Here is a 23410-nt window from a genome sequence, read left to right on the forward strand (position 1 = left end):
GCCGCCGCCAGCCCCGCCCCAGCTGGTGCCCCGTCATGCAGCCTTGAAGGGTAATCCGGGTGCCGGATCTTGGATTCGGTGGCGAATCCGGTGGTCGGTTCCGTGACGTGGCCGACCTCGACGACAACAACGCCACGATCGCCCGCCGCAGCGCTTACCGGATCCTCCTACCCACCGGCCACCGCCCCCACCGCCTCATCCGTGGGAAGACAGCCTGCCCGACACGTCCTCGACACCCACGGCGGTGGCAAAGATCCGGGCGGGAGCGCTTCGGTCACGGAGTCTGGGAATTCCTGGCGTGGGCGCCGCTGCACAGCAGGTGTGCCTTCCGGTGCCTATGGAGCTGAGTCGAATACGACATCAGCCACACCCCGCCGCCACACCCGCCGCCAGCCACGACCCGACAGAGCGGTGGGTAACCGCGAACGGTGGTGGCCCGACCGACGGTGATGACGTGAACGACTCAGCTCCATAGGCACCGCCGCCCACGTCATCGACCGCCGCCACCCACAGTCCCGCCTGGGTCACCGTTCCCCGCCGGCCGGGGACCGCACCCACGACCAGACAATGGCCCCGCCCCGCGCCACCCTCCAGCCAGGCCACAGCATTGCGTACGCCCAGGTCAGATCAGACAATGCCTCAATCGACTACGTAAAGACCCTGCCCCAGAACCGACGGATTACCCGATCAACGTTCAAAGACGCGGCACTAGCCGGGCAGGGCGTCAGCCTCCAGCGCCGAGCGGGAAGCAACTGCCGCAACCTGGCGCCGAGCCCGCCGGCCGATCCACCACAGCAAGACGAACGCGGCGGCCATCACCAACCCGAACGAGGCGAGGCCCAGCACCGCGCCAGCCTGCTCCCGACCGGGCTCGACCACGCGTCGCCACAGACCATCGTCGCCCTTGCCACCAGTTGCCCAGTCGACGCAGTTCCACGCCGTGTGCAGGCCCAGCGGCAGCGCCAGGCCGCGGCTGGCCAACGCCGCCATGCCGAACACCAGCGCTCCAGGAATCGAGCCGAACACCGCGTTGTCCCACGAGGAGCCACCGAGAATATGCTCGACGCAGAACATCGCCGCCGTCCCTGCAAGCGCGGTCGCGACGCCGTAGCGGGCGTCCAACGCGCGCAGCGGATAAGCGCGGAAGGCAATCTCCTCGCGAGCGGCCAACAGAAGAAGGCCGAAGCCGGTGAGCAACATGAAGCTCACGTCCACCGGCTCTCCCGCCACGAGACGCACCGGAGCGAACGCGAGCATCAATCCCACGTGAGCTGCGGCCATGCCGACACCCAGCACGACGCCCGCACCGAAGCGCGCAAGGCTGCCGCGCTCGGGCACCAATCCGACCTGAGCCGCGCGTAACCCTTCCCAACGCAGAAACGGCAGGGTCAGAAGCAAGGTCGCGAGGCCCGCGACGGCTCCCGTGACAACCATGCGCCACGCAGCGGACACGTGCGAGGTGACCAGCGAGGCGATCACCAGCACGACCATCGTCGCGACCCAGAACGCCAGCACCCGCCAGCCGGTGGCCCAGCGCCCACCGGAGGATGGAGTGGTGGCAGAGTCGCCTGGCATGGCGGGATAATACTCTCGGCCGGCGCGGCGCCGCCGCCAGTTCACACCGACGGGATCACCGGTTCGATCCCGGTACCACCCATAAAGGTCGAAGGCCACTTCCCGGCTTCGGGAGTCCGGCTCGGATCGCCCGAACGGGTCAGGAGGCGCCGTCGGCGCGCAGCGGGAGAACCGTCGGCCGGGCGGCGTCCAGCAGCGAACCGAGCACCGCGCCGATCTTGTCAGCCGGCATCGGCTTGAAGAAGTGGTACCCCTGGGCCGCCGTGCAGCCCAGCTCCGCCAGGGCGAGCCGCTGCTCGGCGGTCTCCACACCCTCGGCGACCACCCGCAGGCCCAGCTCGTGGGCGAGCCCGACGGTCGCCCGGACGATCGCCGCCGCCTCCGGCGAGTCCGCCATCCGGATCACGAACGACCGGTCGACCTTCAGCTCGTCCACGGCGATCCGGGTCACGAACGCCAGCGACGAGAAGCCGGTGCCGAAGTCGTCCACCGCGAGCTGCACGCCCATCGACCGGAGCGTGGCGAGCACCTCGTCGATGATCTCCAGCTCGCTCATCACCACGGTCTCGGTGATCTCCAGCACCAGGCGGCGCGGCGGGACCTGGTGCCGGCGCAGCGCCTCGCCGATCTCGGCCGGCAGCCGGGGGTCGAGCAGGCTGCGGGCCGACAGGTTCACCGAGATCGGCACGTCCAGGCCCGCGCGGGCCCAGTCGGCGGCCACTGCGAGCGCCTTGTCCAGCACGTACCGGGTGAAGGTGCCGAGCTGCTCGCTGTTCTCCACCGGGCGGATGAAGTCGCTGGGGCCGAGCCAGCCCCGGCGCGGGTGCCGCCAGCGGATCAGCGCCTCCACCCCGGTCGGCGCGCCGGTGGCCAGGTCCACCGCCGGCTGGAGGGCCAGCACGAGCTGGTCGTCGGCGGCGAGCGCCTCCCGCAGCTCCGCGAGCAGCGCGAGCTGGTCGGTGCTCGCGGCGTCCCGGGAGCTGTCGTACGCGGCGACGCTGCCGCCGCCCTCCTTGGCCTGGTACATCGCGATGTCTGCCCGACGCAGCAGCTCGGTCAGGTCGGCGGTGCCGGCGTCGGCGACCACCACCCCGACGGAGACCTCGACGGACATCCGCACCCCGGCCACCTCGGTGGGGGCGGCCATCCGTTCGGCGATCTCCCGGGCCTGGCGCAGCGCGTACGCCATCGGGGCGGTCCGGCCGCCGAGCACCGGGACGCTGGTCAGCAGCAGGGCGAACTCGTCGCCGCCGAGCCGGCCGAGCAGGTCGCCCGAGCGGGTCAACGCGCCGAGCCGGTTGGCGCCCAGCCGCAGGAGCTGGTCGCCGGCGGCGTGCCCGAGGGTGTCGTTGACCTCTTTGAACTGGTCGATGTCGAGCAGCAGCAACGCCACCGGGTGGTCGTGGGCGCGCTGCCGCAGCGCCTGGTCGCCCTTGCTGAGCATGGCGGCCCGGTTGAGCAGCCCGGTGAGCGGGTCGTGCACCGCCTCGTACGACGACCGGGCGGTGACCAGCCGCAGCTCGCGGTGGGTCGCGGCGTCGTGCAGGGCGGCGGCGAGCGCGTCGGAGAACGCGGCGACGGCGTCCTGGTCGCGGGCGCTGGGCGGCGCGGAACGGGGGAAGTGGACCCGCAGCTCGCCGACCCGGGTGGCACCGACGGTCAGCGGCCGGACCAGCTCGTGCTCGTCGGGGCCCAGGCGGGCGGGCGGGCCGATCTCCCGGTCGACCACCTGGCCGGACGTGTCACCCCGGTAGCGCCGCCACCGGCCGTCGCCGCGGGCCACGTCCACGTCGACCAGCTCGGCGCCGAAGAGGTTCAACGCGCCGGTCACCGCGGCGGTGGCGACGCCCCGCTCGTCGAGCTGGTTGAGCGCGGCGGTGGCCTCGGCGAAGGCCCGCCAGGTGCGCCGCTCCTGGTCGGCGCGGAGCCGGTGCCGGTAGGTCTGCTGGAGCAGCCAGAGCACGGGCGGGAGCAGCAGCAGCCAGCGGGCGTCGATCTCCAACAGCGCCACCACGCCCAGGCCGACGGCCACGTTCCCGACGAACATCAGCAGCTTGCCGCGCAACGCGGCGATCAACGGTGGGCCCATCGGCACGCCGTGCCGCAGCGCCACGGTGGCCCCGCCCAGCCAGGCGCTCACGAGCAGGTAGGTCACCGAGCCGGCCAGCAGGGCCAACGCGAGTTCCGGCGTGGGGGCCGCCAGCAGGGGCGCGCCGAGGGCGGTGGCGACGGTGACGGCGAGGGCGGTCGCGGCGGTCAGCGAGGTCGCGATGCGGACGGTCTCCAGCGGCGGCCGGCGGTCGGCGGCCAGGGACAGCGTCGTCCAGGCCGCGCCGGCACCGAGCAGCGTGGCGGCCGGGAGCCAGCCGGCGGGCACCAGGTAGAGGCAGACGATGAGCGCGGCCTCGCCCCAGGTGATGCTGACCATTCCGGAGCTGGCGCGGAACCGCAGCCGGGCGAGCTGGGCCACGGCGAACGCCGCGACGCCGAGGCCGAACCGGGCGGGCCCCGGGAGCGGGTCGTCGGCGGGCAGATGGGTCGGGAGGGTGAGGCCGACCACGGCTGCCGCCAGGGCCGTCAGGGCCACGGCGGCGGTCAGCAGCAGCACTCGGCCCGGGATGCCGCGTACGCCGAGCCGGACGAGCCGGTCGCCGGCCCTGCCGGAGGTCACCGACCTCCCCCGTCCGCCGGTCGTCGCACGGTACGGCGGGCAGCCGTCGCTGACCCGGTCATCGACGCCCCCTCCCGCGCGCGGCTCGGGGACTTTTGGCCCCCGGCGGAAGGCTAAGCCAAAGCCGGTGGCCGCAACAGGGGGCGACGACCGGGTTCGGCGTGAATCACGCGCGGATCATCCGTTTCAGCCCTGCTGGGGCCGCTTGGCAGCGTTCGGGCGTGACTCCTGCCTCGCAGTCCCGTCTGTCGGATCGACGACTCCCGCGTCGGCCCGGCCCGCATCGACGCCACCCGGGGCCGGGAACTGGTCGGGCAGCCGGCGCAGCCGGGCGTTCATGTTGCGGATCAGCAGCACGGTGGCGGTCGCCAGCACCAGGATGAGGAAGAGGCCCATCGGACCGGCGAGGCCACCGGTGCGGGTGTCACCGAAGTTGTTCTCCGCGAGGACCTGGGCAGCGGTCAGCATGGCGTTCCTCCGTTGTGCGGCTGGTGACCAGGGTAGCCCCCCGCCGGATCAGCGGGCATGGGCCGTCTCGCGCACCCCGGCGAAGAGGTCGGACTCGGGCAGCGGGCTGTCGACCACCGAGCGGGCGAGCTGGAAGTCCTCCGTCGGCCAGGCGCGCTGCTGGAGCTCCATCGGCACGTGGAACCAGAAGCCGTCCGGGTCGATCTGGGTGGCGTGGGCGCGCAGCGCGTCGTCGCGGACCGGGAAGTACTCGGCGCACTCGACCCGGGTGGTGATCCGGGGGCCCTTGTCGGGGCGGTCCTCCCACCGCTTGAGCCACTCCTCGTACGGCGACTCCAGGCCGGCGGCGAGCATGCCCTCGTGCAACGCCAGGATCTTGCCCCTGGAGAACCCGACGTCGTAGTAGAGCTTGAGCGGCTGCCAGGGCTCGCCTAGCTCCGGGTGACGCGCCGGGTCACCGGCGGCGTCGAAGGCGGCGACGCTCACCCGGTGGGTCATGATGTGGTCCGGGTGCGGGTAGCCGCCCTCCTCGTCGTACGTGGTGATCACGTGCGGGCGGAACTGGCGGATCAGGCGCACCAGCGGGCCGGCGGCGACCTCGACGTCCTGGAGGGCGAAGCACCCCTCGGGCAGCGGCGGCAGCGGGTCGCCCTCCGGCAGCCCCGAGTCGACGAAGCCGAGCCACGCCTGCTCGACGCCGAGGATCGCGCGGGCCGCGTCCATCTCGGCGCGGCGGATGTCGCCGATGTTGGCCCAGACGTCCGGGCGGTCCATCTTCGGGTTGAGCACGCTGCCGCGCTCGCCGCCGGTACACGTCACGACCAGGACGTCGACCCCCTCGGCCACGTACCTCGCCATGGTCGCGGCACCCTTGCTCGACTCGTCGTCGGGGTGCGCGTGGACGGCCATGAGACGCAGCTGCTCTGCCACTTGCGGCGCTCCTCGTTCGTGCCCACCGGCGCTGACCTGTCGACGACGCGGCCGACCTGTCATCCTTGACTCATCATCGGTGACTCAGCAGTCGTCCGGTGAGTCAGCGCCGGGCTGGGAAGATGGACTCTGCCATTCTTGCCGATGCCGCCGACAACAACGCCAGGAGATACCCGCCGGTGACCGAGACGCACGCCACAATCGCTTCCGGCGCGCCGGTGTTCCCGCCGGGCCGCTACGGCCGCCGCCGCGAGCCCGCCCGCCGCCGCCCGGCGCTGGTCGCCCTGCTCGCCGTCGCCCTGGTGGCGGTGCTCGGCGTGGCCGCGTTCAGCCTGTACGGCAAGTACGGCGACCCCGACTACGACGCCCAGATGATCACCTACACCGACATCACCGACTCACAGGTGGTGGTCGACTTCCGGGTGGCCGTCCCGGCGGGCGGCTCGGCGACCTGCGCGCTGCGGGCCCGCTCGCACGACGGCGCCGAGGTGGCCCGCGAGGAGGTGACGGTGACCGCCCGACCGGGCGAGTCGCAGGTGACCGCCCGGCACCGGCTGGCCACCAGCGCCCGGCCCTTCATCGGTGAGGTGGTGCGCTGCCGTCCAGCCGGCTGAGCTGCCGGAACACCCCCTCACACGCGCACCGCGGGTCGTCCCACCGGCACCCGCGGTGATCGTCGGCACCCCGGCGGGCGGGGCACTGGTAACTTGGTAGTTCACCCGTCAGCCAGTCCGCACAACCGAGGAGACCGCCTGTGTCCAACACTGGCAACGAGGCGCCCGCCACCTGGCTGTCCCAGGACGCGCACGACCGCCTCCAGGGCGAGCTCGACGAGCTGATCGCCAACCGACCGGTCATCGCCGCCGAGATCAACGCCCGACGCGAGGAGGGCGACCTGCGGGAGAACGGCGGATACCACGCCGCCCGCGAGGAGCAGGGGAAGGCGGAGGGGCGGATCCTCTACCTGAAGGAGCTGCTGCGCACCGCCCAGGTCGGCGAGGCGCCGACCGCCGACACGGTGTCCCCCGGCATGGTCGTCACGATCTACTTCGACGACGACACCGACGACACCGAGACGTTCCTGCTCGGGTCGCGGGAGATCTCGTCGACGACCGAGTTGACCGTCTACAGCCCGGAGTCGGCGCTGGGCAAGTCGATCCTCGGCACGAGGCCCGGGCAGACCGTCACCTACACCGCCCCCAGCGGCGCGGACATCAAGGTGACCGTCGTGAGGTTCGAGCCGTTCGCGGGCTGAGTCACCCCTGACCCGTGGTCCCCGGGGCCGGCGGCCGGCCCCGGGGGGCCACGGGTCAGGACTCGGCGGCGAAGACCACCTGGTAGCCGCTGGCCCGCAGGGCGCTGATCAGCGTGTCGGAGTGCTCGACCCCCCGGGTCTCCACCGACAGCGCCACCTCCACCTCGCCGAGCCCCAGGTGCGGGTTGGCCCGCTGGTGCTCCACGTCGACGACGTTCGCCCGGTGCTCGGCGATCTCGCTGAGCAGCGAGGCGAGCTGCCCCGGCCGGTCCGAGCAGCGCACGGTGAACCGCAGGTACCGGCCGGCCGCCGCCAGGCCGTGCTCGATGACCCGCAGCATCAGCAGCGGGTCGATGTTGCCGCCGGAGAGCACCGCCACCGCTGGCGTCTCGACCTGCACCACGCCGGCCAGCAGGGCGGCCACGCCCACCGCGCCGGCCGGTTCGACCACCTGCTTGCCCCGCTCCAGCAGCATCAGCAGCGCTCGGGAGATGTCCTCCTCGGAGACGGTCACCATCTCGTCGACGAGCTTGCGGACGTGGTTGAAGGTGATCTCGCCCGGGCGGCCCACCGCGATGCCGTCGGCGATCGTGCTGAACGCGGGCAGCCGGACCGGCTCCCCGGCGACCAGCGAGGGCGGGTACGCCGCCGCACCGGCCGCCTGCACGCCGATCAGCCGCACGTCCGGCCGCAGCGCCTTGGCCGCGACCGCCATCCCGGAGATCAGGCCGCCCCCGCCGACCCCGGCGATGATCGTCCGCACGTCCGGGCACTGTTCGAGGATCTCCAGCGCCACGGTGCCCTGCCCGGCGATCACGTCCCGATGGTCGAACGGGTGGATGAGGATCGCCCCGGTCCGCTCGGCGAAGGCCTGCGCCTCGACCAGCGACTCGTCGACCGTGTTGCCGACCAGTTCGATCTGGGCGCCGTACCCCTTGGTGGCGGCGACCTTGGGCAGCGGCGCGTTCACCGGCATGAACACGGTGGCGTGCGTGCCGACCAGCCCGGCGGCGAGCGCCACCCCCTGCGCGTGGTTGCCGGCGCTGGCGGCCACCACGCCCCGGTCGCGCTCCGCCGCGGACAGCCGGGAGATCCGCACGTACGCCCCGCGCACCTTGTACGACCCGGCGCGCTGCACGTTCTCGCACTTGAGCCAGACCGGCCCGCCGAGCACCGCGCTCAGCGGGCGAGAGGGCTCCAGCGGGGTGGTGCGGGTGACGCCGGCGAGCAGTTCCCGCGCGGCCCGCACGTCGGCGATACCGACCAGTTCCGTCATGCCCCGATCGTGCCACCCGCCGCCGCGGCGTCCGGCGGCGACACCGTGCCGGCCCCGCCCGCTACCTGCGGCGACGGGTCCGTGACGGCCGGCCGGCCGTACGGCACGGGGGCGCCCGGCCAGCCGTACGGGGCCGGCCCGGCGGGAACGGCGAGCGCGATCCGGGCCTGCTGGGCTGCGGTGATCCGGCGGACCAGCACGATCAGCGCCGCCGCGGCGGTCAGGCAGGCGGCCAGCGGGACGAGGTTGCGCACCAGTGCGTCCTGGCGGTCAGGTAGGTCGCGCCGAACGGCAGGATGAACAGCAGGTCTGGCACCGCATGTGGTCCGTCCGGGGTGTGCGTCGGTCAGGAGCGCCACACGCTAGACGATCAAGCGGCGGCCGGTGACCCCGTCCCGACCCGGGGGTAGCCGGGCGCGTGCCGGGCCCAGGGCGCCTGGAGCTCGAACTGGCCGGCGACGCCGAGCAGCAGCAGCTCCGAGCCGGGCGGGCCGACGAGTTGCACCGCCACCGGCAGCCCGTCGGGGCGGCGGCCCACCGGCACCACGATCGCGGGCAGGCCGGCGATGTTCCACGGGGCGGCGTACGGGGCGTACCGGATGCTGGCCTTCATGTTCGCGCTCCAGGACCGGCCGGACCAGCCGGTGGCCTCCGGCGGCGGGCCGGCCAGCGCCGGGGTGAGGAGCAGGTCGACCGAGTGGTCGGCGAAGAAACCGATCGAGCGCTCGCGCCAGGCGATCCGGTCGGCCTCCCGGACGTACCCCCGGCGCTGCGCCCACTCCCCCAGCGCGACGTGCCGGCGGCTGCGCCGCTGGAGGTCGCGCCGGTCGAGGCCGGCGGCCCGCACGTCGGCGGCGGCCGCCGCGAACCAGGTAGCGATGCCCTGTAGCCCCAGCCGGGTCGGGTAGACCGGGTCGGCGGGGACGGTGTCGTGGCCGGCGCCGGCGAGCAGCCGGCCGGCGGCGGTGACCGCGTCCCGGTTGGGCGCGTCCGGCGAGACGCCGCGCACCGGGGACCGCAGCGAGACGCCGACCCGCAGCCGATGCGGCGGGACCAGCTTCTCCTGCGGCCGGCCGGCGAGCACCTGGAAGCCGACGGCCGCGTCGGCGACCGTGGAGGCCAGCATGCCGTGCTCGGTCAGGCCGAACCAGTCGTCGGCGCCGAGCTGGCAGGGGACCACGCCCCGACCGGGCTTCAGCCCGACCAGGCCGCAGCAGGCCGCCGGGATGCGGATCGAGCCGAGGCCGTCGTTGCCGTGCGCCATGGGCACCAGCCCGGCGGCGACCGCGGCGGCGGCCCCGCCGGAGGAGCCGCCCGGGGTGCGCCGGGAGTCCCACGGGTTGCGGGTGACCGCGCTGCTGTCGTCGGTGAGCGCCCAGAGTCCGAGTTCCGGCATCCGGGTCACCCCGAGGATCACCGCGCCCGCGCCGCGCAGCCGCCGGACCACCTCGTGGTCGGCCTCCGCCACCGCGCTGCGCACGGCGGCCGAGCCGTTCCAGGTGGGCAGGCCGGCGACCGGGGTGTTCTCCTTGACCGCGACCGGCACCCCGGCCAGCGGCAGGTTCGCCAGTTCCTCCTGCTCGTCGACCTTCTCCGCCTCGGTGATCGCCTCCCCGCCGCGCACCGTGCGGAACGCGGCGAGGTCGGCGTCGACCCGGGCGATGTGGTCGAGGTGGTCGGCCACGACCTGGGTGGCGGAGACGTCGCCCCGGCGTACGCCGCGGGCGATCTGCTTCGCGGTCGCGCCCACCCAGGTCGGCATGATGTCCTGCACGGCCACCCTCCCCAGCCAGCGGTCAGCCCAGCGCCTGCTCCAAGTCGGCGAGCAGGTCGTCGACCGTCTCGATGCCGACAGACAGTCGCACGAGATCGCCGGGAACTTCAAGCGGCGAGCCGGCAGCACTTGCGTGTGTCATCCGGCCCGGGTGCTCGATCAGGGATTCCACCCCGCCGAGGGACTCGGCGAGCACGAAGAGCTTCGCCCGGTTGCAGATCTCCACGGCGTGCTGCTCGCCGCCGGCGGCCCGGAAGGAGATCATGCCGCCGAACCGGCGCATCTGCTTGGCGGCGACCTCGTGCCCCGGGTGCGACGGCAGGCCCGGGTAGCTGACCTGACCGACCTTCGCGTGCCCGTCCAGGTACGCGACGATCCGCTCGGCGTTGTCGCAGTGCCGGTCCATCCGGACGCCCAGCGTCTTGATCCCGCGCAGGGTCAGCCAGGCGTCGAACGGGCCGTTGACCGCGCCCATCGCGTTCTGGTGGTAGCGCAGCTCGTCGCCCAGGCCACGGTCGGCCACCACCAGCGCGCCGCCGACGACGTCGGAGTGCCCGCCCACGTACTTGGTGGTGGAGTGCACCACCACGTCCGCGCCGTGCGCGATCGGCTGTTGCAGGTACGGCGACGCGAAGGTGTTGTCCACCACCAGCAGCGCCCCGGCGTCGTGGGCGACGGCGGCCAGCGCGGCGATGTCGGCGATGCCGAGCAGCGGGTTGGTCGGCGTCTCCACCCAGACGATCCGCGTCGCGCCGGGCCGGATCGCGGCCCGCACGGCGTCGACGTCGGAGACCTTCGCCGGGGTGTACGCCAGCCCCCACCGCTCGGCCACCTTCGCGAACAGCCGGTACGTGCCGCCGTACGCGTCGTCCGGGATCACCACGTGGTCGCCCGGCTTGCAGACGGCGCGCAGCACGGTGTCCTCCGCCGCCAGGCCGCTGGCGAAGGTGAGCCCGACGGGGCCGCCCTCCAGCGCGGCGAGGCACTCCTGGAGCGCGTCCCGGGTGGGGTTGCCGGAGCGGCTGTACTCGTAGCCCTGCCGGGGCGCGCCGACGGCGTCCTGGGCGTAGGTGCTGGTCTGGTAGATCGGTGGGATCACCGCGCCGGTGCGGGCCTCGGGGTCCTGTCCGGCGTGGATGGCGAGCGTCTCGAAGCCGTGACTCATGCCCGAGACGTTAGTCGGGGTTAGCCTGGCCGGATGGGCGGGTGCGTGTTCTGCGGGATCGTGGCGGGCGACGTGCCGGCGTTCCGGGTGGCCGACACCCCGGACGGGGTCGCCTTCCTCGACACCCGGCCGGTGTTCCGGGGGCATCTGCTGGTGGTGCCGCGCGGCCACCTGGTCACCCTGGCCGACCTGCCGGCGGACGCGCTGGCCGGCTACTTCGGGCTGGTCCAGCGGCTCGCCGCGGCGGTGGAGTCCGGTCTGGCGGCGGGCGGCACGTTCGTGGCGATGAACAACCGGGTGTCCCAGTCCGTGGCGCACCTGCACACCCACGTCGTGCCGAGGACTAAGGGCGACGGCCTGCGCGGCTTCTTCTGGCCCCGCACCCGCTACGCCGACGACGCCGAGGCGCGGGGGTACGCCGAACGGGTGGCCGCCGCCCTGGCCGGCGGCTGAACCGGGGCGCGAGCCGGTCGGGCGGACCCGCCACCGACCGGGTCCGCCACCGCGGCGGGGCGGCGCGGCCTGATCGCGGGCTGGGCGGGTAAGGAACCGGGGCCCGGCGGTGTTGCACGCGGGGACAGGTACGAGAGGAGTTCCACCGTGTTCCTTCGCCGCATGAAGGGCGAACTGCCCACCCCCGACCAGGCCCTGCCCGGCCGTCCGATCGCGATGCCGATCGGCGACCGGCACGAGGTCCTCGGGTCGTCGCTGAAAGGGCCGTTCCCGGAGGGCTCGCAGGTCGCCGTCTTCGGCATGGGCTGCTTCTGGGGCGCCGAGCGCCTGTTCTGGGCCCTGCCGGGCGTGCTCACCACCTCCGTCGGCTACGCGGGCGGCAGCACGCCGAACCCGACGTACGAGGAGGTCTGCTCGGGCATGACCAGGCACGCCGAGGTGGTCCAGGTGGTCTACGACCCCACGACGATCAGCTACGAGGACCTGCTCAAGGTCTTCTGGGAGAACCACGACCCGACCCAGGGCATGCGCCAGGGCAACGACGTGGGCACCCAGTACCGGTCGGCGATCTACGCGAGCACCGACGAGCAGCTCGCCACCGCCCAGGCCTCGCGGGACGCCTTCGCGCCGATCGTGGCGCGGGCCGGCAAGGGCGAGATCACCACGGAGATCGAGCGGCTCGGCGACTACTACTTCGCCGAGGACTACCACCAGCAGTACCTCGCGCCGACGAAGAACCCGAACGGGTACTGCAACCACGGGCCGAACGGGCTGAGCTGCCCGGTGGGCATCGCCCGCACCGCCTGACCGGCGACGGACGCCGGCCGGCGGGACCGGCCGGCGTCAGGCCGCCCACAGGACGACGGTCCAAAGTGGCGTTTGTCACACCTGTCCGGCCTGGCGAACCGGGCAGGCGGCCGGGGGCGGGCGCAAACGACCGGCCGCCGGACTTTTCGCGTGCGCGGTGGCGCGCATCTTAGCAAGCCGTAACGGCAGTGACATCACCTCAACAGGCGAACCACGCTCACCTCTGGCAGCATTGCCTGGCATGTGTGGACTGGCTGGGGAGTTTCGCCGCGACGGCTCGCGGGCCGATGTCGCGGCGGTGGAGCGCATGGCGGCCACAATGGGCGACCGGGGCCCCGACGACAGCGGGGTGTGGTCCCAGGGGCCGACCGCCCTCGGCCACCGCCGCCTGAAGATCATCGACCTGTCGGCCGCCAGTGGGCAGCCGCTGGTCGACCCGGCGTCCGGGCTGACCGGGGTCTTCAACGGCTGCGTCTACAACTACCGCGAGCTGCGCGAGGAACTCCAGGCCAAGGGGCACCGGTTCTTCTCCTCCGGCGACAGCGAGGTGGTCGTCAAGGCGTACGCCGAGTGGGGGCTGGACTTCGTCGACCACCTGGTCGGCATGTTCGCCGTGGCGATCAGCGAGCGGGACAGCGGCCGGCTGGTGCTGGCCCGGGACCGGCTCGGCGTCAAGCCGCTCTATGTGGCCGAGGCCCCGGGCGTGGTGCGCTTCGCCAGCACCCTGCCGGCCCTGTTGGCCGGCGGCGGCGTGGACACCACCATCGACCCGGTGGCGCTCGCCCACTACCTGAGCTTCCACAGCATCGTGCCGCCGCCGCGCACGATCCTGCGCGGGGTGGCCAAGCTGCCCCCGGCCACCGTCCGGGTGTACGAGGCGGACGGCAGCACCCGCGAGCGGGTCTACTGGGAACCGTCCTTCACCCGGCACGAGGAGCGGGCCCGCTGGTCCGCCCGCGACTGGGAGGACGCCCTGCTGGAGTCGCTGACCACGGCGGTGCGCCGCCGGATGGTCGCCGACGTCCCGGTCGGCGTGCTGCTCTCCGGCGGGCTGGACTCCAGCCTGGTGGTGGCCCTGCTGGCCGGCGAGGGCCAGCGCGGTCTGTCCACGTTCTCCATCGGCTTCGACGCCGTCGGCGGGCGGACCGGCGACGAGTTCGTCTACTCCGACCTGGTGGCGAAGACGTTCGACACCGACCACCACCAGATCCGGGTGGCCGCCCGCGACCTGCTGCCGCCCCTGGAGGCGGCCGTGGCGGCCATGAGCGAGCCGATGGTCAGCCACGACTGCGTGGCGTTCTACCTGCTCAGCCAGGAGGTGTCGAAGCACGTCAAGGTGGTCCAGTCCGGCCAGGGCGCGGACGAGATCCTCGGCGGCTACCACTGGTACCCGCCGCTGGCCGGGGTCGACCGGGAGCGGGCCGCCGAGACGTACGCGAAGGCGTTCTTCGACCGGGACGCGGCCGGGCTGGCCCGGGTCCTCGACCCGGCGTGGCTGGCCGACGGCGACCCGGCGCGGGAGTTCGTGGCCGCCCACCTGGCCCGGGCGGGCGCGCAGACGGCGGTCGACGCCGGCCTGCGGATCGACACCCAGGTCATGCTGACCGACGACCCGGTGAAGCGCGTCGACAACATGACCATGGCGCACGGGCTGGAGGCCCGGGTGCCGTTCCTCGACCACGAGTTCGTGGAGCTGGCCGCGACCTGCCCGCCGGAGCTGAAGCTGGCCCAGGACGGCAAGGGCGTGCTGAAGGAGATCGGCCGCCGGGTCCTGCCGCACGAGGTCATCGACCGACCGAAGGGCTACTTCCCGGTGCCGGGCCTCACCCACCTGGAGGGCAAGCTCCTCGACCGGGTACGCGACGCGCTGCACGCGCCGCAGGCCCGCCGCCGCAACCTGTTCCGCACCGAGTACGTCGACGCGCTGTTGTCCGACCCGAACGCCGAACTGACCCCGTTGAACGGAAACAAGCTGTGGCAGCTGGGACTCCTGGAAATGTGGCTCCAGAGCCACGGAATCGACTGACGGTGACCGACACACTGGCTACCGGGACGGCGCCCACCGACCGGGAGCGGGTGCTCGGCCGGCGACGCGAGCGCGTCGGGCCGGGCGGGGACCCGGTCGCCCCGGGCGGCGGCGGGGACCCGGAGCGGCCGGAGCGGAACGCCGGCGTGGTGCTCGACTGCGGCTGGGGCCGGCTGGTCTTCGGTCAGACCTTCGCCGACCAGGCCGCCGTGGCCGCGGTGCTGCGCTCGGAGGCCGCCGGCGCCCGGGACATCTGCATCTACCTGCGTGACCCGCACGTGCTGGTGTCCCGGCTGCCCGACGAGCTGTTCATCGACCCGTCGCTGACGTACCGGCTGCGGCTGCCCGCCGGCCCGGCCGGCCGGCCGGGCCCCGACGAGCAGGACGACCTGCCCGGGCTGCGGATCCGGACGCTGCGCGACGCCGACGACGCGGACGCGGTGAACCGGATCTACGCCCGCAACGGCATGGTCACCGCCCCGGTCGACGTACTGGTCGACAACGCCCGCACCGACCGGTTCCTGCACCTGGTGGCCGAGGACGCCACCGGGGACGTGGTCGGCACGATCACCGGCGTGGACCACGTCGCGGTCTTCGCCGACCCGGACAACGGCGCCAGCCTGTGGTGCCTCACCGTGGACTTCAACACCGCGCCGCCCGGCACCGGCCAGGCCCTGCTCACCGAGCTGGCCGCCCGGCTCACCGAGCGCGGCAGGGCGTTCGTCGACCTGTCGGTGCTGGCCGAGAACACCGGGGCGATCCGGCTGTACGAGCGGCTCGGCTTCTACCGCACCGCCACGCTCTGCGTGAAGCGGAAGAACCCGATCAACGAGCGGCTCTTCCTGCCCGCCACCCCGCCCGGGTACGACCGGCTCAACCCGTACGCGAGGATCGTCGCGGACGAGGCGATGCGCCGGGGCATCCGGGTGGAGGTCACCGACCCGGCGTGGGGCGAGCTGCGGCTGAGCAACGGCGGCCGGACGATCGTCACCCGCGAGTCGCTGTCCGAGCTGACCTCTGCGGTGGCGATGAGCCGGTGCGACGACAAGCGGGTGACCCGGCGGATCCTCGCCGAGGCGGGCCTGTCGGTGCCGGTTGGCCGGACCGCGACCGGGGACGCCGCGGACGCCGCGTTCCTGGCCGAGGTCGGCCGGGCCGTGGTGAAGCCGGCGCGCGGCGAGCAGGGCAACGGCATCACCGTCGGGGTACGCACCCCGGAGGCGCTCACCACCGCCGTCGCGCTGGCCCGGGGCTTCTGCCCGGACGTGCTCGTCGAGGAGCTGCGCGACGGCGAGGACTTACGGGTGATCGTCATCGACCACGAGGTGGTCGCCGCGGCCGTCCGCCGGCCCGCGCAGGTGACCGGCGACGGGATGCACGACATCGCCGAGCTGATCGAGCGGCAGAGCCGCCGCCGGGCCGCCGCGACCGGGGGCGAGTCCCGCATCCCGGTGGACGACATGACCCGGGACGTGCTCGCCGAGGCCGGGTACGAGCTGCGCGACGTGCTGCCCGAGGGGACGGTGCTGGCCGTCCGCCGGACCGCGAACCTGCACACCGGCGGCACGATCCACGACGTCACCGGCGAGCTGCACCCGGAGATCGCCGAGGCGTGCGTGGCGGCCAGCCGGGCGCTGGACATCCCGGTCACCGGGCTCGACCTGCTGGTCGGCGCCCCGGACCGGCCGGAGCACGTGTTCATCGAGGCGAACGAGCGGCCCGGCCTGGCCAACCACGAGCCGCAACCGACCGCCGAGCGCTTCGTCGACCTGCTCTTCCCCGGCACGCGGGCACCGCGACGACTCTGGTCACCGGCGGGTGCGGCAAGCTCTCCGGCATGACCGCACGCAACCCCGTCCCACTGAAGATCGACCTGGACTACCTCCGCCAGGTGCTGGTGGAGCTGCTGGAGATCCCGAGCCCGTCCGGGCGCACCGACCACGTGCAGCAGTACGTCGGCGAGCGCCTCTCCGCGCTCGGGATCTCCTCCACGCTGACCCGGCGGGGCGCACTCAGCGCCTGCCTGCCGGGCCCCAGGGAGACCGGCGCGGACCGGGCGATCGTGGTGCACACCGACACCATCGGCGGCATGGTGAAGCGGCTCAAGGAGAACGGCCGGCTGGAGCTGAAGCAGATCGGCACGCACAGCGCCCGGTTCGCCGAGGGCGCACACGTGCGGATCTTCACCGACGATCTGGACCGGGTGGTCACCGGCCAGGTGCTGCCGCTCAAGGCCAGCGGGCACCGCTACAACGAGGGCGTCGACCTCCAGGGGGTCGGCTGGGAGCAGGTCGAGGTCCGGGTCGACGAGCCGGTGGACGACGAGGCCGGGCTGCGTGCCCTCGGCATCGACGCCGGGGACTTCGTGGCGTTCCTGCCCAACCCGGCGGTCACCCCCAGCGGGTACGTCAAGTCCCGGCACCTGGACGACAAGGCCGGGGTGGCGGCGGTGCTGACCGCGTTCAAGGCGATGGTCGACGCGGGCGTGACCCCGGCGGTGACCGCGCACCTGCTGGTCACGGTCACCGAGGAGATCGGGCACGGCGCCAGCCACGGCCTGGACCCGGACGTCGCGGAGATCGTCTCCGTGGACGCCGCGGTGGTCGCCCCCGGGCAGCAGTCCCGAGAGAACGCGGCCACCCTGGCGATGGGCGACGGCGTCGGCCCGTTCGACTACCACCTCACCCGCAACCTCGCGGCGATCGCCCGGGAGCACGGGGTAAACCTGGTCCGGGACGTCTTCGACTACTACCGCTCGGACGTGGCGGCGGCGGTCGAGGCGGGCGCGCACGCCCGGGTGGCCCTGCTCGGCTTCGGGGTGGACGCGACCCACGGCCACGAGCGCACCCACCTCGACGGGCTGGCCCACCTGACCCAGCTCCTCTGCCTCTACCTCCAGAGCGACCTGGTCTTCCCCGAGTGGGACGCCGAGCCGGAGGGCGACCTGGCCGACTTCCCCTCGCTGGCGGTGCAGCCGGCCAGCGAGGAGGGCCCGCGCGAGGGCCCGATCGGGATCACCGACTGAACGCCCCCTCCGCTGACTATGCGCATGGCGGGGCCGGTTCGGTAGTGGTGAGCCGACGGTCGAGGGCGGCCGGAGACCTCGTCGGCTCCCTTTGGAGCTGATGTCGTGGACGGATCGGGTGCCGGGCGCGTGATGTCGTGGACGGATCGGGCGCCGGGCGCGTGTCGTGGACGGATCGGGGCGCCGGGCGCGTGATGCCGTGGACGGATCGGGCGCCGGACGCGTGATGTCGTAGACGACTCAGCTCCAAAGCGTCCGCACAACTACCTCCTGACCAGGGACGCCGGCACGAACGGTCGCCGCCCTTCCGGCCCTGTGATCGAAATCCGTTGCCGCCACCCCAGGGAAGTGGATAGCGTGGTCGTACACGGGAAAGGAGGTGGTCCAGACTTGTATAGCAATCGGACTCGTGAGGTGGCTGTCCGCTAGCCGCTGTCCTCGACAGTGAAAACTCGCCCGCCATGAGGCGGGCAAATGCACCATCGTCGAGACCGTGTGGCAGCGGTGCGGCGAAACCACGAAAGCCACCCGACCCCCGGGGTGCCGGCCCAGTCCAGCCGGCCCGTGCGCGAGCACGGAAGCCCCGGGGGTCGCTTCATGTCCGGCGGAGCCGGACCGGTCAGCTCAGCCGGGGAGGCCGCTTTGTCCATGCGTGAGCTGGTGGTGCTCGGGACGGCCAGCCAGGCGCCGACCCGGGCGCGCAACCACAACGGGTACGTGCTGCGCTGGGACGACGAGGTGATCCTGTTCGACCCGGGCGAGGGCAGCCAGCGGCAGCTCCTGCACACCGGCGTCACCGCCACCGACCTGACCCGGATCTGCGTCACCCACTTCCACGGCGACCACTGCCTCGGCCTGCCCGGCACCATCCAGCGGCTCTCCCTGGACCGGGTCCCGCGCCCGGTGGCGGTGCACTTCCCGGCCGGCGGCGCCGAGTACTTCGCCCGGCTGCGGCACGCGTCGAGCTTCCACGAGACCGCCGAGCTGGCCGTCGAGCCGATCACCGCCGACGGGCAGCGGATCGCCCTGCGCGCCGGCACGCTGGAGGCCCGCCGGCTGCGGCACCCGATCGAGACGTACGGCTACCGGCTGGTCGAGCCGGACGGCTGCCGGATGCTGCCGGAGCGGCTGGCCGCGTACGGCATCGCGGGACCGGCCGTCGGGGAGTTGCTCCGCGCCGGCCACCTGGAGGTCGGCGGACGCCGCGTCAGCCGGGACGAGGTGAGCGTGACCCGGCCGGGGCAGCGGTTCGCCTTCGTCATGGACACCGGGCTCTGCGACGGGGTGTACGCCCTCGCCGAGCACGCCGACCTGCTGGTCATCGAGTCGACGTTCCTGGCGTCGGAGGCCGCGCTCGCCGCCGAGGTCGGGCACCTCACGGCCGGCCAGGCCGCCCGGGTGGCGGCCGAGTCGGGGGTACGCACACTGGTGCTCACCCACTTCTCCCAGCGGTACGCCGACGCCCGGCGCTTCGCCGACGAGGCCCGGGAGCACTTCGCCGGCGAGCTGGTGGTCGCCGAGGACCTGACCACCGTGCCGGTGCCGCCCCGGCGGGTAGCCTCGGGCGGGTGACGATCACCCTGCGCCACGCGACCGTCGACGACCTGCGCCCGGTGGGGGCGCTGCACCAGCGGTCCCGAGTGGCGGCGTACTCGTCGTTCCTGCCGGCGGCGGCGCTGGCCGACCCGACGCCGGAGGCGATGGGGGCGTACTGGGCCGAGCGCTGGACGTGGGAGCGGGACACCAACCTGATGACCGTGGCAGAGCGGGACGGCCGGCTGGTGGGGTTCAGCTACCTCGGCCCGGACGACCAGGACGACCCGGCGACCGGCCTGCTCAACGCCATTCACCTCGACCCGGACGAGCGGGGCCGGGGCACCGGCCGGGCGCTGATGGTGGACGCGCTGGCCACCATGCGCGGCCGGGGCTGGCGCCGGGCGGTGCTGTGGGTGCTGGAGCGCAACGCCCGGGCCCGCCGGTTCTACGAGCGCGGCGGCTGGCACCCCACCGGGGAGTGCCGCGACGAGCACATCGGCACCACCCGCACCCCCCAGCTCCGCTACGCCCGCGAGATTGAAAAGGTGGTCACCCCGAGGTAGCCGCCGCTGCTGGGTGCTCAGTGGGCACCGAGGTGGGCGAGCAGGTCCTGCCGGGTCAGCACGCCCTTGGGCTTGCCGTCCACCAGCACCAGCGCCGCGTCGGACTTCTCCAGCAGCGCGACCGCCTCGCTCACCGGCTGGCCGCCACCGATCATCGGCAGCGGGTCGGCCATGTGCCGCTCGATCATGTCGTGCAGGTGCGCCTGGCCGGTGAACAGGGCATCGAGCAGGTCCTTCTCCGCGATCGAGCCGGCCACCTCGCCGGTCACCACGGGCGGCTCGGCCTTGAGCACCGGGAGCTGGGAGACGCCGTACTCGCGCATGTAGTCGATGGCGTCGCGGACCGTCTCGGTCGGGTGCACGTGCACCAGCTCGGGCAGCCTGCCCGGCTTGCCGGCGAGGGCGTCGGCAACGGTCGGCTCGCTGCCCGAGTTGTCCAGGAAGCCGTACCGGGCCATCCAGTCGTCGTTGAAGATCTTCGACAGGTACCCCTTGCCGCTGTCCGGCAGCAGCACCACGACCACGTCGTCCGGGCCGGCGGCGCGGGCCACCTCCAGGGCGGCGACCACGGCCATCCCGCAGGAGCCGCCGACCAGCAGCCCCTCCTCGCGGGCCAGCCGCCGGGTCATCTCGAAGGACGCCTTGTCGGAGACCTCCACGATCTCGTCGGTGATGCCCCGGTCGTACGTCTCGGGCCAGAAGTCCTCGCCGACCCCCTCGACCAGGTACGGCCGGCCGGTGCCGCCGGAGTAGACCGAGCCCTCCGGGTCCGCGCCGACGATCCTCACCCGCCCGTCGGAGGCCTCCTTCAGGTACCGGCCGATGCCGGAGATGGTGCCGCCGGTGCCCACCCCGGCCACGAAGTGGGTCAGCCCGCCGCCGGTCTGCTTCCACAGCTCCGGGCCGGTGGTCTCGTAGTGCGAGCGCGGGTTGGCCGGGTTGCTGTACTGGTCGGGCTTCCACGCGCCGGGGATCTCCCGGGCCAGCCGGTCGGAGACGTTGTAGTAGGAGCGCGGGTCCTCCGGCGCGACGGCGGTCGGGCAGACCACCACCTCCGCGCCGTACGCCCGCAGCACGTCCTGCTTGTCCTGGCTGACCTTGTCCGGGCAGACGAACACGCACCGGTAGCCCTTGAGCTGGGCCACCAGGGCCAGCCCCACGCCGGTGTTGCCGCTGGTCGGCTCGACGATGGTGCCGCCCGGCCGCAGGATCCCGGCGGCCTCGGCGTCCTCGACCATCCGCAGCGCGATCCGGTCCTTCACCGAACCGCCCGGGTTGAGGTACTCCACCTTCGCGAGCACGGTCGCCCGGATGCCCTCGGTGACGTTGCGCAGCCGTACCAGCGGGGTGTTGCCGATCAGCTCGACGACGTTGTCGTAGTACTGCACCTCGTTGTGCCCTCCGTTGCGGCTCCGGCGACGGCGGCCGGGCAGACGTTGATTCGACGCCCAGGGTACGTGCCGTCAGGGCGTCACATGCCCCGGGATGACCGAGCTGCGGCGGGTCTCCCACTCCAGGAACCGTTCGGTCTCCGCCAGCACGGCGCCGGCCAGCCAGGTCACCATGACCGCGTCGTCGGCCAGCCCGAAGATCGCCAGCGGGATCTCCGGGAGCAGGTCGATCGGCGAGACGATGTACGCCGTCGCCGCGGTCATCAGGGCCAGCCGGAGGCCGCCGTCGTACTCGCCCCGGGTGGTGGCCCGGATCATCCGGGGCAGCGCCTTCAGCCGGGCGCCCAGCGACGGGCCACCCCGCGCCCCGGCGGTCAGCGCCCTGGCCAGCGCCGTGAACGCCGCGCCGCGTTTCAGTGTCTTTCCCATCTCCACGCCCCTCTCCGTCCGACAGCGTGCGGTATCGGTGCAAGTGGTACCCGAAACCGTCGGATCCCAGCCATCGGAGAGGGCAGCACGACGACAGCGGCATGTCGTGCCGGCGCGATAATGTCGCGGTATGGGGGTCGCTGGTTCCGTCGTACCGGTTGGTCCGCGCTGGCGGCGCGCCCGGCGGGTCGCCCGCCTGGCGGCGCTCGGCACGGGCGCCACCGCCGCTGCCGCCGTCGCCACGGGCGGGGTGCTGATCGGCCAGGCCCGGCAGGCCCGCCGGACCATCCCGATGGCCGAGGCGCCCCCGCCCCGCTGCGACGGCGTCTACGGCGCGAAGCTTCCCGGCCCGCCGCTGACCGTGGCGATCCTCGGCGACTCCTCCGCCGCCGGGTACGGGGTGCACCGCCGCCGGGAGACCCCCGGCTCGCTGCTGGCCACCGGGCTGTCCCGCCGCCTGCACCGTCCGGTGCGGCTGCACCGGTTCGCCGTGGTGGGCGCCATCTCCTCCGGGCTCAAGCCACAGGTGGAGTCCGCGCTGGAGTGCCTGCCCGACGTCGCGGTGATCCTGATCGGCGGCAACGACGTCACCAACCGCACCCCGGCGGGCCTGGCCGTGCGCTACCTGGTCGACGCGGTCCACGCGCTGCGCGGGGCCGGCTGCGAGGTGGTGGTCGGCACCTGCCCCGACCTCGGGGCGATCCAGCCGATCCGGCCGCCGCTGCGCTGGCTGGCCCGGCGGTGGAGCCGGCAGCTCGCCGCCGCCCAGACGATGGCGGTGGTGGAGGCGGGCGGCTGGACGGTCTCCCTCGGCGACCTGCTCGGTCCCCGGTTCGCGGCCGAGCCGACCAGGATGTTCGCCTGGGACCGGTTCCATCCCTCCGCCGAGGGGTACGCGATGGCCGCCGCCGCGCTGCTGCCGACCGTGCTCTCGGCGCTCGGTACCGGGCAGGACCGTCGCCCTGGCCTCGCCCGCGGGGAGGGCGTACGGTCGCTGCCGGAGGCCGCCCAGGAGGCGGCCCGGCACGCGGGCACGGAGGTCAGCGCCACCCAGGTCCGCGGGCGCGACCGCGGGCCGGCCGGGCGGTGGGCGCAGCTGCGTCGGCGGGCCTTCTTCGGCGTCGGCGCGGTGCCGCACCCCGGCCCGGCCGCCGACTCACCCACCCTGGAGGGACGGCCATGACCGAGCACAGCGGCAGCCACGGCGCGGGTGACCGGGGCCTGGGCGCGGAACTCGCGCTCCGGCTGGGCCGGGCCGCGGCCCTGTCCCTGATCGCCGGGACGATCGGCGGCGCGGCCGTCCTCGCCGGCGAGGCGTTCGTCGCCCGCAACCGCCCCTACGCCCAGCCGGAGCTGGGGCTGGCCCTGCGCGCCACGGTGGGGCGGGCCGGCGCCCCGCCGCTGCGGCTGGTCCTGCTCGGCGACTCGTCCGCCCTCGGGGTCGGCGTGGGCCGGTTGGGCGACACCGTCGGCGGGCAGCTCGCCAACCTGCTCGCCGAGGGGCCGGCGGGCCGCCGGGTGCACCTGTCCAGCGTCGGGGTCTCCGGCTCCCGCTCGACCGACCTGGCCACCCAGGTGGCCCGGGCGCTGCTCGGCCCGCGCCCCGACGTGGCGGTGATCCTGATCGGCGCCAACGACGCCACCGCGCTGCGCCGGCCGGCGGAGGCCGGGGCGTACCTGGGGGCGGCCGTGCGGCGGCTGCGCGAGGCGCGGGTGGAGGTGGTCGTCGGGACCTGTCCCGACCTCGGCGCCGTCCGCGCGATCGCCCCGCCGCTGCGGCAGGTGGTCGGCTGGTCCGGCCGGCGGGTGGCCCGGGCCCAGACCATCGCCGTGCTCGACGGCGGTGGCACGGTGGTCGACCTGGGCGCCGAGACCGGCCCGGTGTTCCGGGCCGACGCCGGCACCTTCTGCCATGACGGGTTCCACCCCTCCGCCGACGGGTACCGGATCTGGGCGCACGCGCTGATCCCGGCGGTCGCCGCCGCGGCGAACGTCGCCTCCCGCCACTGACCGGCGCTACGGGGTGCGCGGCGGCCCGGACGCGGCCGGCCCGGGGTGACATTTCC

Annotated in this window: 21 protein-coding genes; 11 read left to right on the plus strand and 10 right to left on the minus strand. The window is 73.8% G+C overall.

The annotated features are described in order from the left end of the window. Window positions 1–708: 708 nt before the first annotated feature. The 4 genes from OOK41_RS28980 to mca all read right to left on the minus strand — a co-directional run bounded on the left by OOK41_RS28980 (window position 709) and on the right by mca (window position 5644). On the minus strand, window positions 709–1575 hold the full coding sequence (locus OOK41_RS28980) for a CPBP family intramembrane glutamic endopeptidase (protein WP_266267407.1): 867 nt from the start codon (window positions 1573–1575) through the stop codon (window positions 709–711). 139 nt (window positions 1576–1714) lie between these two features. Continuing rightward, a complete protein-coding gene (locus OOK41_RS28985) occupies window positions 1715–4195 on the minus strand; it encodes a bifunctional diguanylate cyclase/phosphodiesterase (RefSeq protein ID WP_266268031.1) in 2481 nt (826 codons plus the stop codon). Between the two features lie 237 nt (window positions 4196–4432). Continuing rightward, a complete protein-coding gene (locus OOK41_RS28990; protein ID WP_266267408.1) occupies window positions 4433–4714 on the minus strand; it encodes a hypothetical protein in 282 nt (93 codons plus the stop codon). A gap of 48 nt (window positions 4715–4762) precedes the next feature. Continuing rightward, a complete protein-coding gene (mca, locus tag OOK41_RS28995) occupies window positions 4763–5644 on the minus strand; it encodes a mycothiol conjugate amidase Mca (protein WP_117671297.1) in 882 nt (293 codons plus the stop codon). Window positions 5645–5823: 179 nt separating this feature from the next. Between mca and OOK41_RS29000 the strand changes: the two genes are divergently transcribed. Both OOK41_RS29000 and greA read left to right on the plus strand, forming a co-directional pair. After that, window positions 5824–6258, plus strand: coding sequence for a DUF4307 domain-containing protein (locus OOK41_RS29000; RefSeq protein ID WP_117671295.1), 435 nt, complete (start codon window positions 5824–5826; stop codon window positions 6256–6258). A 140-nt stretch (window positions 6259–6398) separates the two neighbouring features. Then, window positions 6399–6899 carry a transcription elongation factor GreA gene (gene greA, locus OOK41_RS29005; protein ID WP_266267409.1) on the plus strand — a complete coding sequence of 167 codons (501 nt, stop codon included), beginning with the start codon at window positions 6399–6401 and terminating at the stop codon, window positions 6897–6899. Window positions 6900–6954: 55 nt separating this feature from the next. On the opposite strand, the gene ilvA is transcribed toward greA, so the two are convergent. From ilvA to OOK41_RS29025, 4 genes are all read right to left on the minus strand, one after another. Beyond that, window positions 6955–8175, minus strand: coding sequence for a threonine ammonia-lyase (ilvA, locus tag OOK41_RS29010; RefSeq protein ID WP_117671291.1), 1221 nt, complete (start codon window positions 8173–8175; stop codon window positions 6955–6957). After that, window positions 8172–8429 carry a hypothetical protein gene (locus tag OOK41_RS29015; RefSeq protein WP_266267410.1) on the minus strand — a complete coding sequence of 86 codons (258 nt, stop codon included), beginning with the start codon at window positions 8427–8429 and terminating at the stop codon, window positions 8172–8174. Before OOK41_RS29015 ends, ilvA begins: the two co-directional genes overlap by 4 nt. 116 nt (window positions 8430–8545) lie before the next feature. After that, window positions 8546–9955 (minus strand): amidase, encoded by a 1410-nt coding sequence (locus OOK41_RS29020; RefSeq protein WP_266267411.1) that lies wholly within the window; start codon window positions 9953–9955, stop codon window positions 8546–8548. Between the two features lie 16 nt (window positions 9956–9971). Continuing rightward, window positions 9972–11114 carry a cystathionine gamma-synthase gene (locus tag OOK41_RS29025; RefSeq protein WP_117671285.1) on the minus strand — a complete coding sequence of 381 codons (1143 nt, stop codon included), beginning with the start codon at window positions 11112–11114 and terminating at the stop codon, window positions 9972–9974. 33 nt (window positions 11115–11147) lie between these two features. Between OOK41_RS29025 and OOK41_RS29030 the strand changes: the two genes are divergently transcribed. The 7 genes from OOK41_RS29030 (at window position 11148) to OOK41_RS29060 (ending at window position 19524) form a co-directional block, all read left to right on the plus strand. Next, window positions 11148–11567 carry an HIT family protein gene (locus OOK41_RS29030; RefSeq protein ID WP_117671283.1) on the plus strand — a complete coding sequence of 140 codons (420 nt, stop codon included), beginning with the start codon at window positions 11148–11150 and terminating at the stop codon, window positions 11565–11567. Window positions 11568–11714: 147 nt separating this feature from the next. Further along, on the plus strand, window positions 11715–12374 hold the full coding sequence (msrA, locus tag OOK41_RS29035; RefSeq protein ID WP_117671281.1) for a peptide-methionine (S)-S-oxide reductase MsrA: 660 nt from the start codon (window positions 11715–11717) through the stop codon (window positions 12372–12374). 241 nt (window positions 12375–12615) lie between these two features. Further along, a complete protein-coding gene (locus tag OOK41_RS29040) occupies window positions 12616–14400 on the plus strand; it encodes an N-acetylglutaminylglutamine amidotransferase (protein WP_266267412.1) in 1785 nt (594 codons plus the stop codon). A gap of 2 nt (window positions 14401–14402) precedes the next feature. Further along, a complete protein-coding gene (ngg, locus tag OOK41_RS29045; RefSeq protein ID WP_266267413.1) occupies window positions 14403–16241 on the plus strand; it encodes an N-acetylglutaminylglutamine synthetase in 1839 nt (612 codons plus the stop codon). Beyond that, on the plus strand, window positions 16238–17425 hold the full coding sequence (locus OOK41_RS29050) for an osmoprotectant NAGGN system M42 family peptidase (protein ID WP_117671275.1): 1188 nt from the start codon (window positions 16238–16240) through the stop codon (window positions 17423–17425). Before ngg ends, OOK41_RS29050 begins: the two co-directional genes overlap by 4 nt. A gap of 642 nt (window positions 17426–18067) precedes the next feature. Further along, the gene (locus OOK41_RS29055; RefSeq protein WP_117671273.1) at window positions 18068–18997 is read left to right on the plus strand and encodes a ribonuclease Z; all 930 of its coding nucleotides are present in this window, start codon (window positions 18068–18070) and stop codon (window positions 18995–18997) included. Beyond that, the gene (locus OOK41_RS29060) at window positions 18994–19524 is read left to right on the plus strand and encodes a GNAT family N-acetyltransferase (RefSeq protein WP_266267414.1); all 531 of its coding nucleotides are present in this window, start codon (window positions 18994–18996) and stop codon (window positions 19522–19524) included. The genes OOK41_RS29055 and OOK41_RS29060 overlap by 4 nt, the downstream gene beginning before the upstream one ends. A 17-nt stretch (window positions 19525–19541) precedes the next feature. Here OOK41_RS29060 and OOK41_RS29065 read toward each other — a convergent pair whose 3' ends face one another. Together OOK41_RS29065 and OOK41_RS29070 are read right to left on the minus strand one after the other, a co-directional pair. Then, window positions 19542–20912, minus strand: a complete 1371-nt coding sequence (locus OOK41_RS29065; RefSeq protein WP_266267415.1) for a cystathionine beta-synthase — start codon at window positions 20910–20912, stop codon at window positions 19542–19544. Between the two features lie 75 nt (window positions 20913–20987). Continuing rightward, a complete protein-coding gene (locus OOK41_RS29070) occupies window positions 20988–21344 on the minus strand; it encodes a YkvA family protein (protein WP_117671326.1) in 357 nt (118 codons plus the stop codon). Between the two features lie 130 nt (window positions 21345–21474). Between OOK41_RS29070 and OOK41_RS29075 the strand changes: the two genes are divergently transcribed. Then, entirely contained in the window at window positions 21475–22527 is a 1053-nt protein-coding gene (locus OOK41_RS29075) for an SGNH/GDSL hydrolase family protein (protein ID WP_266267416.1), read from the plus strand. After that, on the plus strand, window positions 22524–23354 hold the full coding sequence (locus tag OOK41_RS29080) for an SGNH/GDSL hydrolase family protein (RefSeq protein WP_117671265.1): 831 nt from the start codon (window positions 22524–22526) through the stop codon (window positions 23352–23354). The genes OOK41_RS29075 and OOK41_RS29080 overlap by 4 nt, the downstream gene beginning before the upstream one ends. The last annotated feature ends 56 nt before the right edge of the window (window positions 23355–23410 follow it).

The organism is Micromonospora sp. NBC_01655, from assembly GCF_026339755.1.
In the GTDB taxonomy this organism is placed as follows: domain Bacteria; phylum Actinomycetota; class Actinomycetes; order Mycobacteriales; family Micromonosporaceae; genus Micromonospora.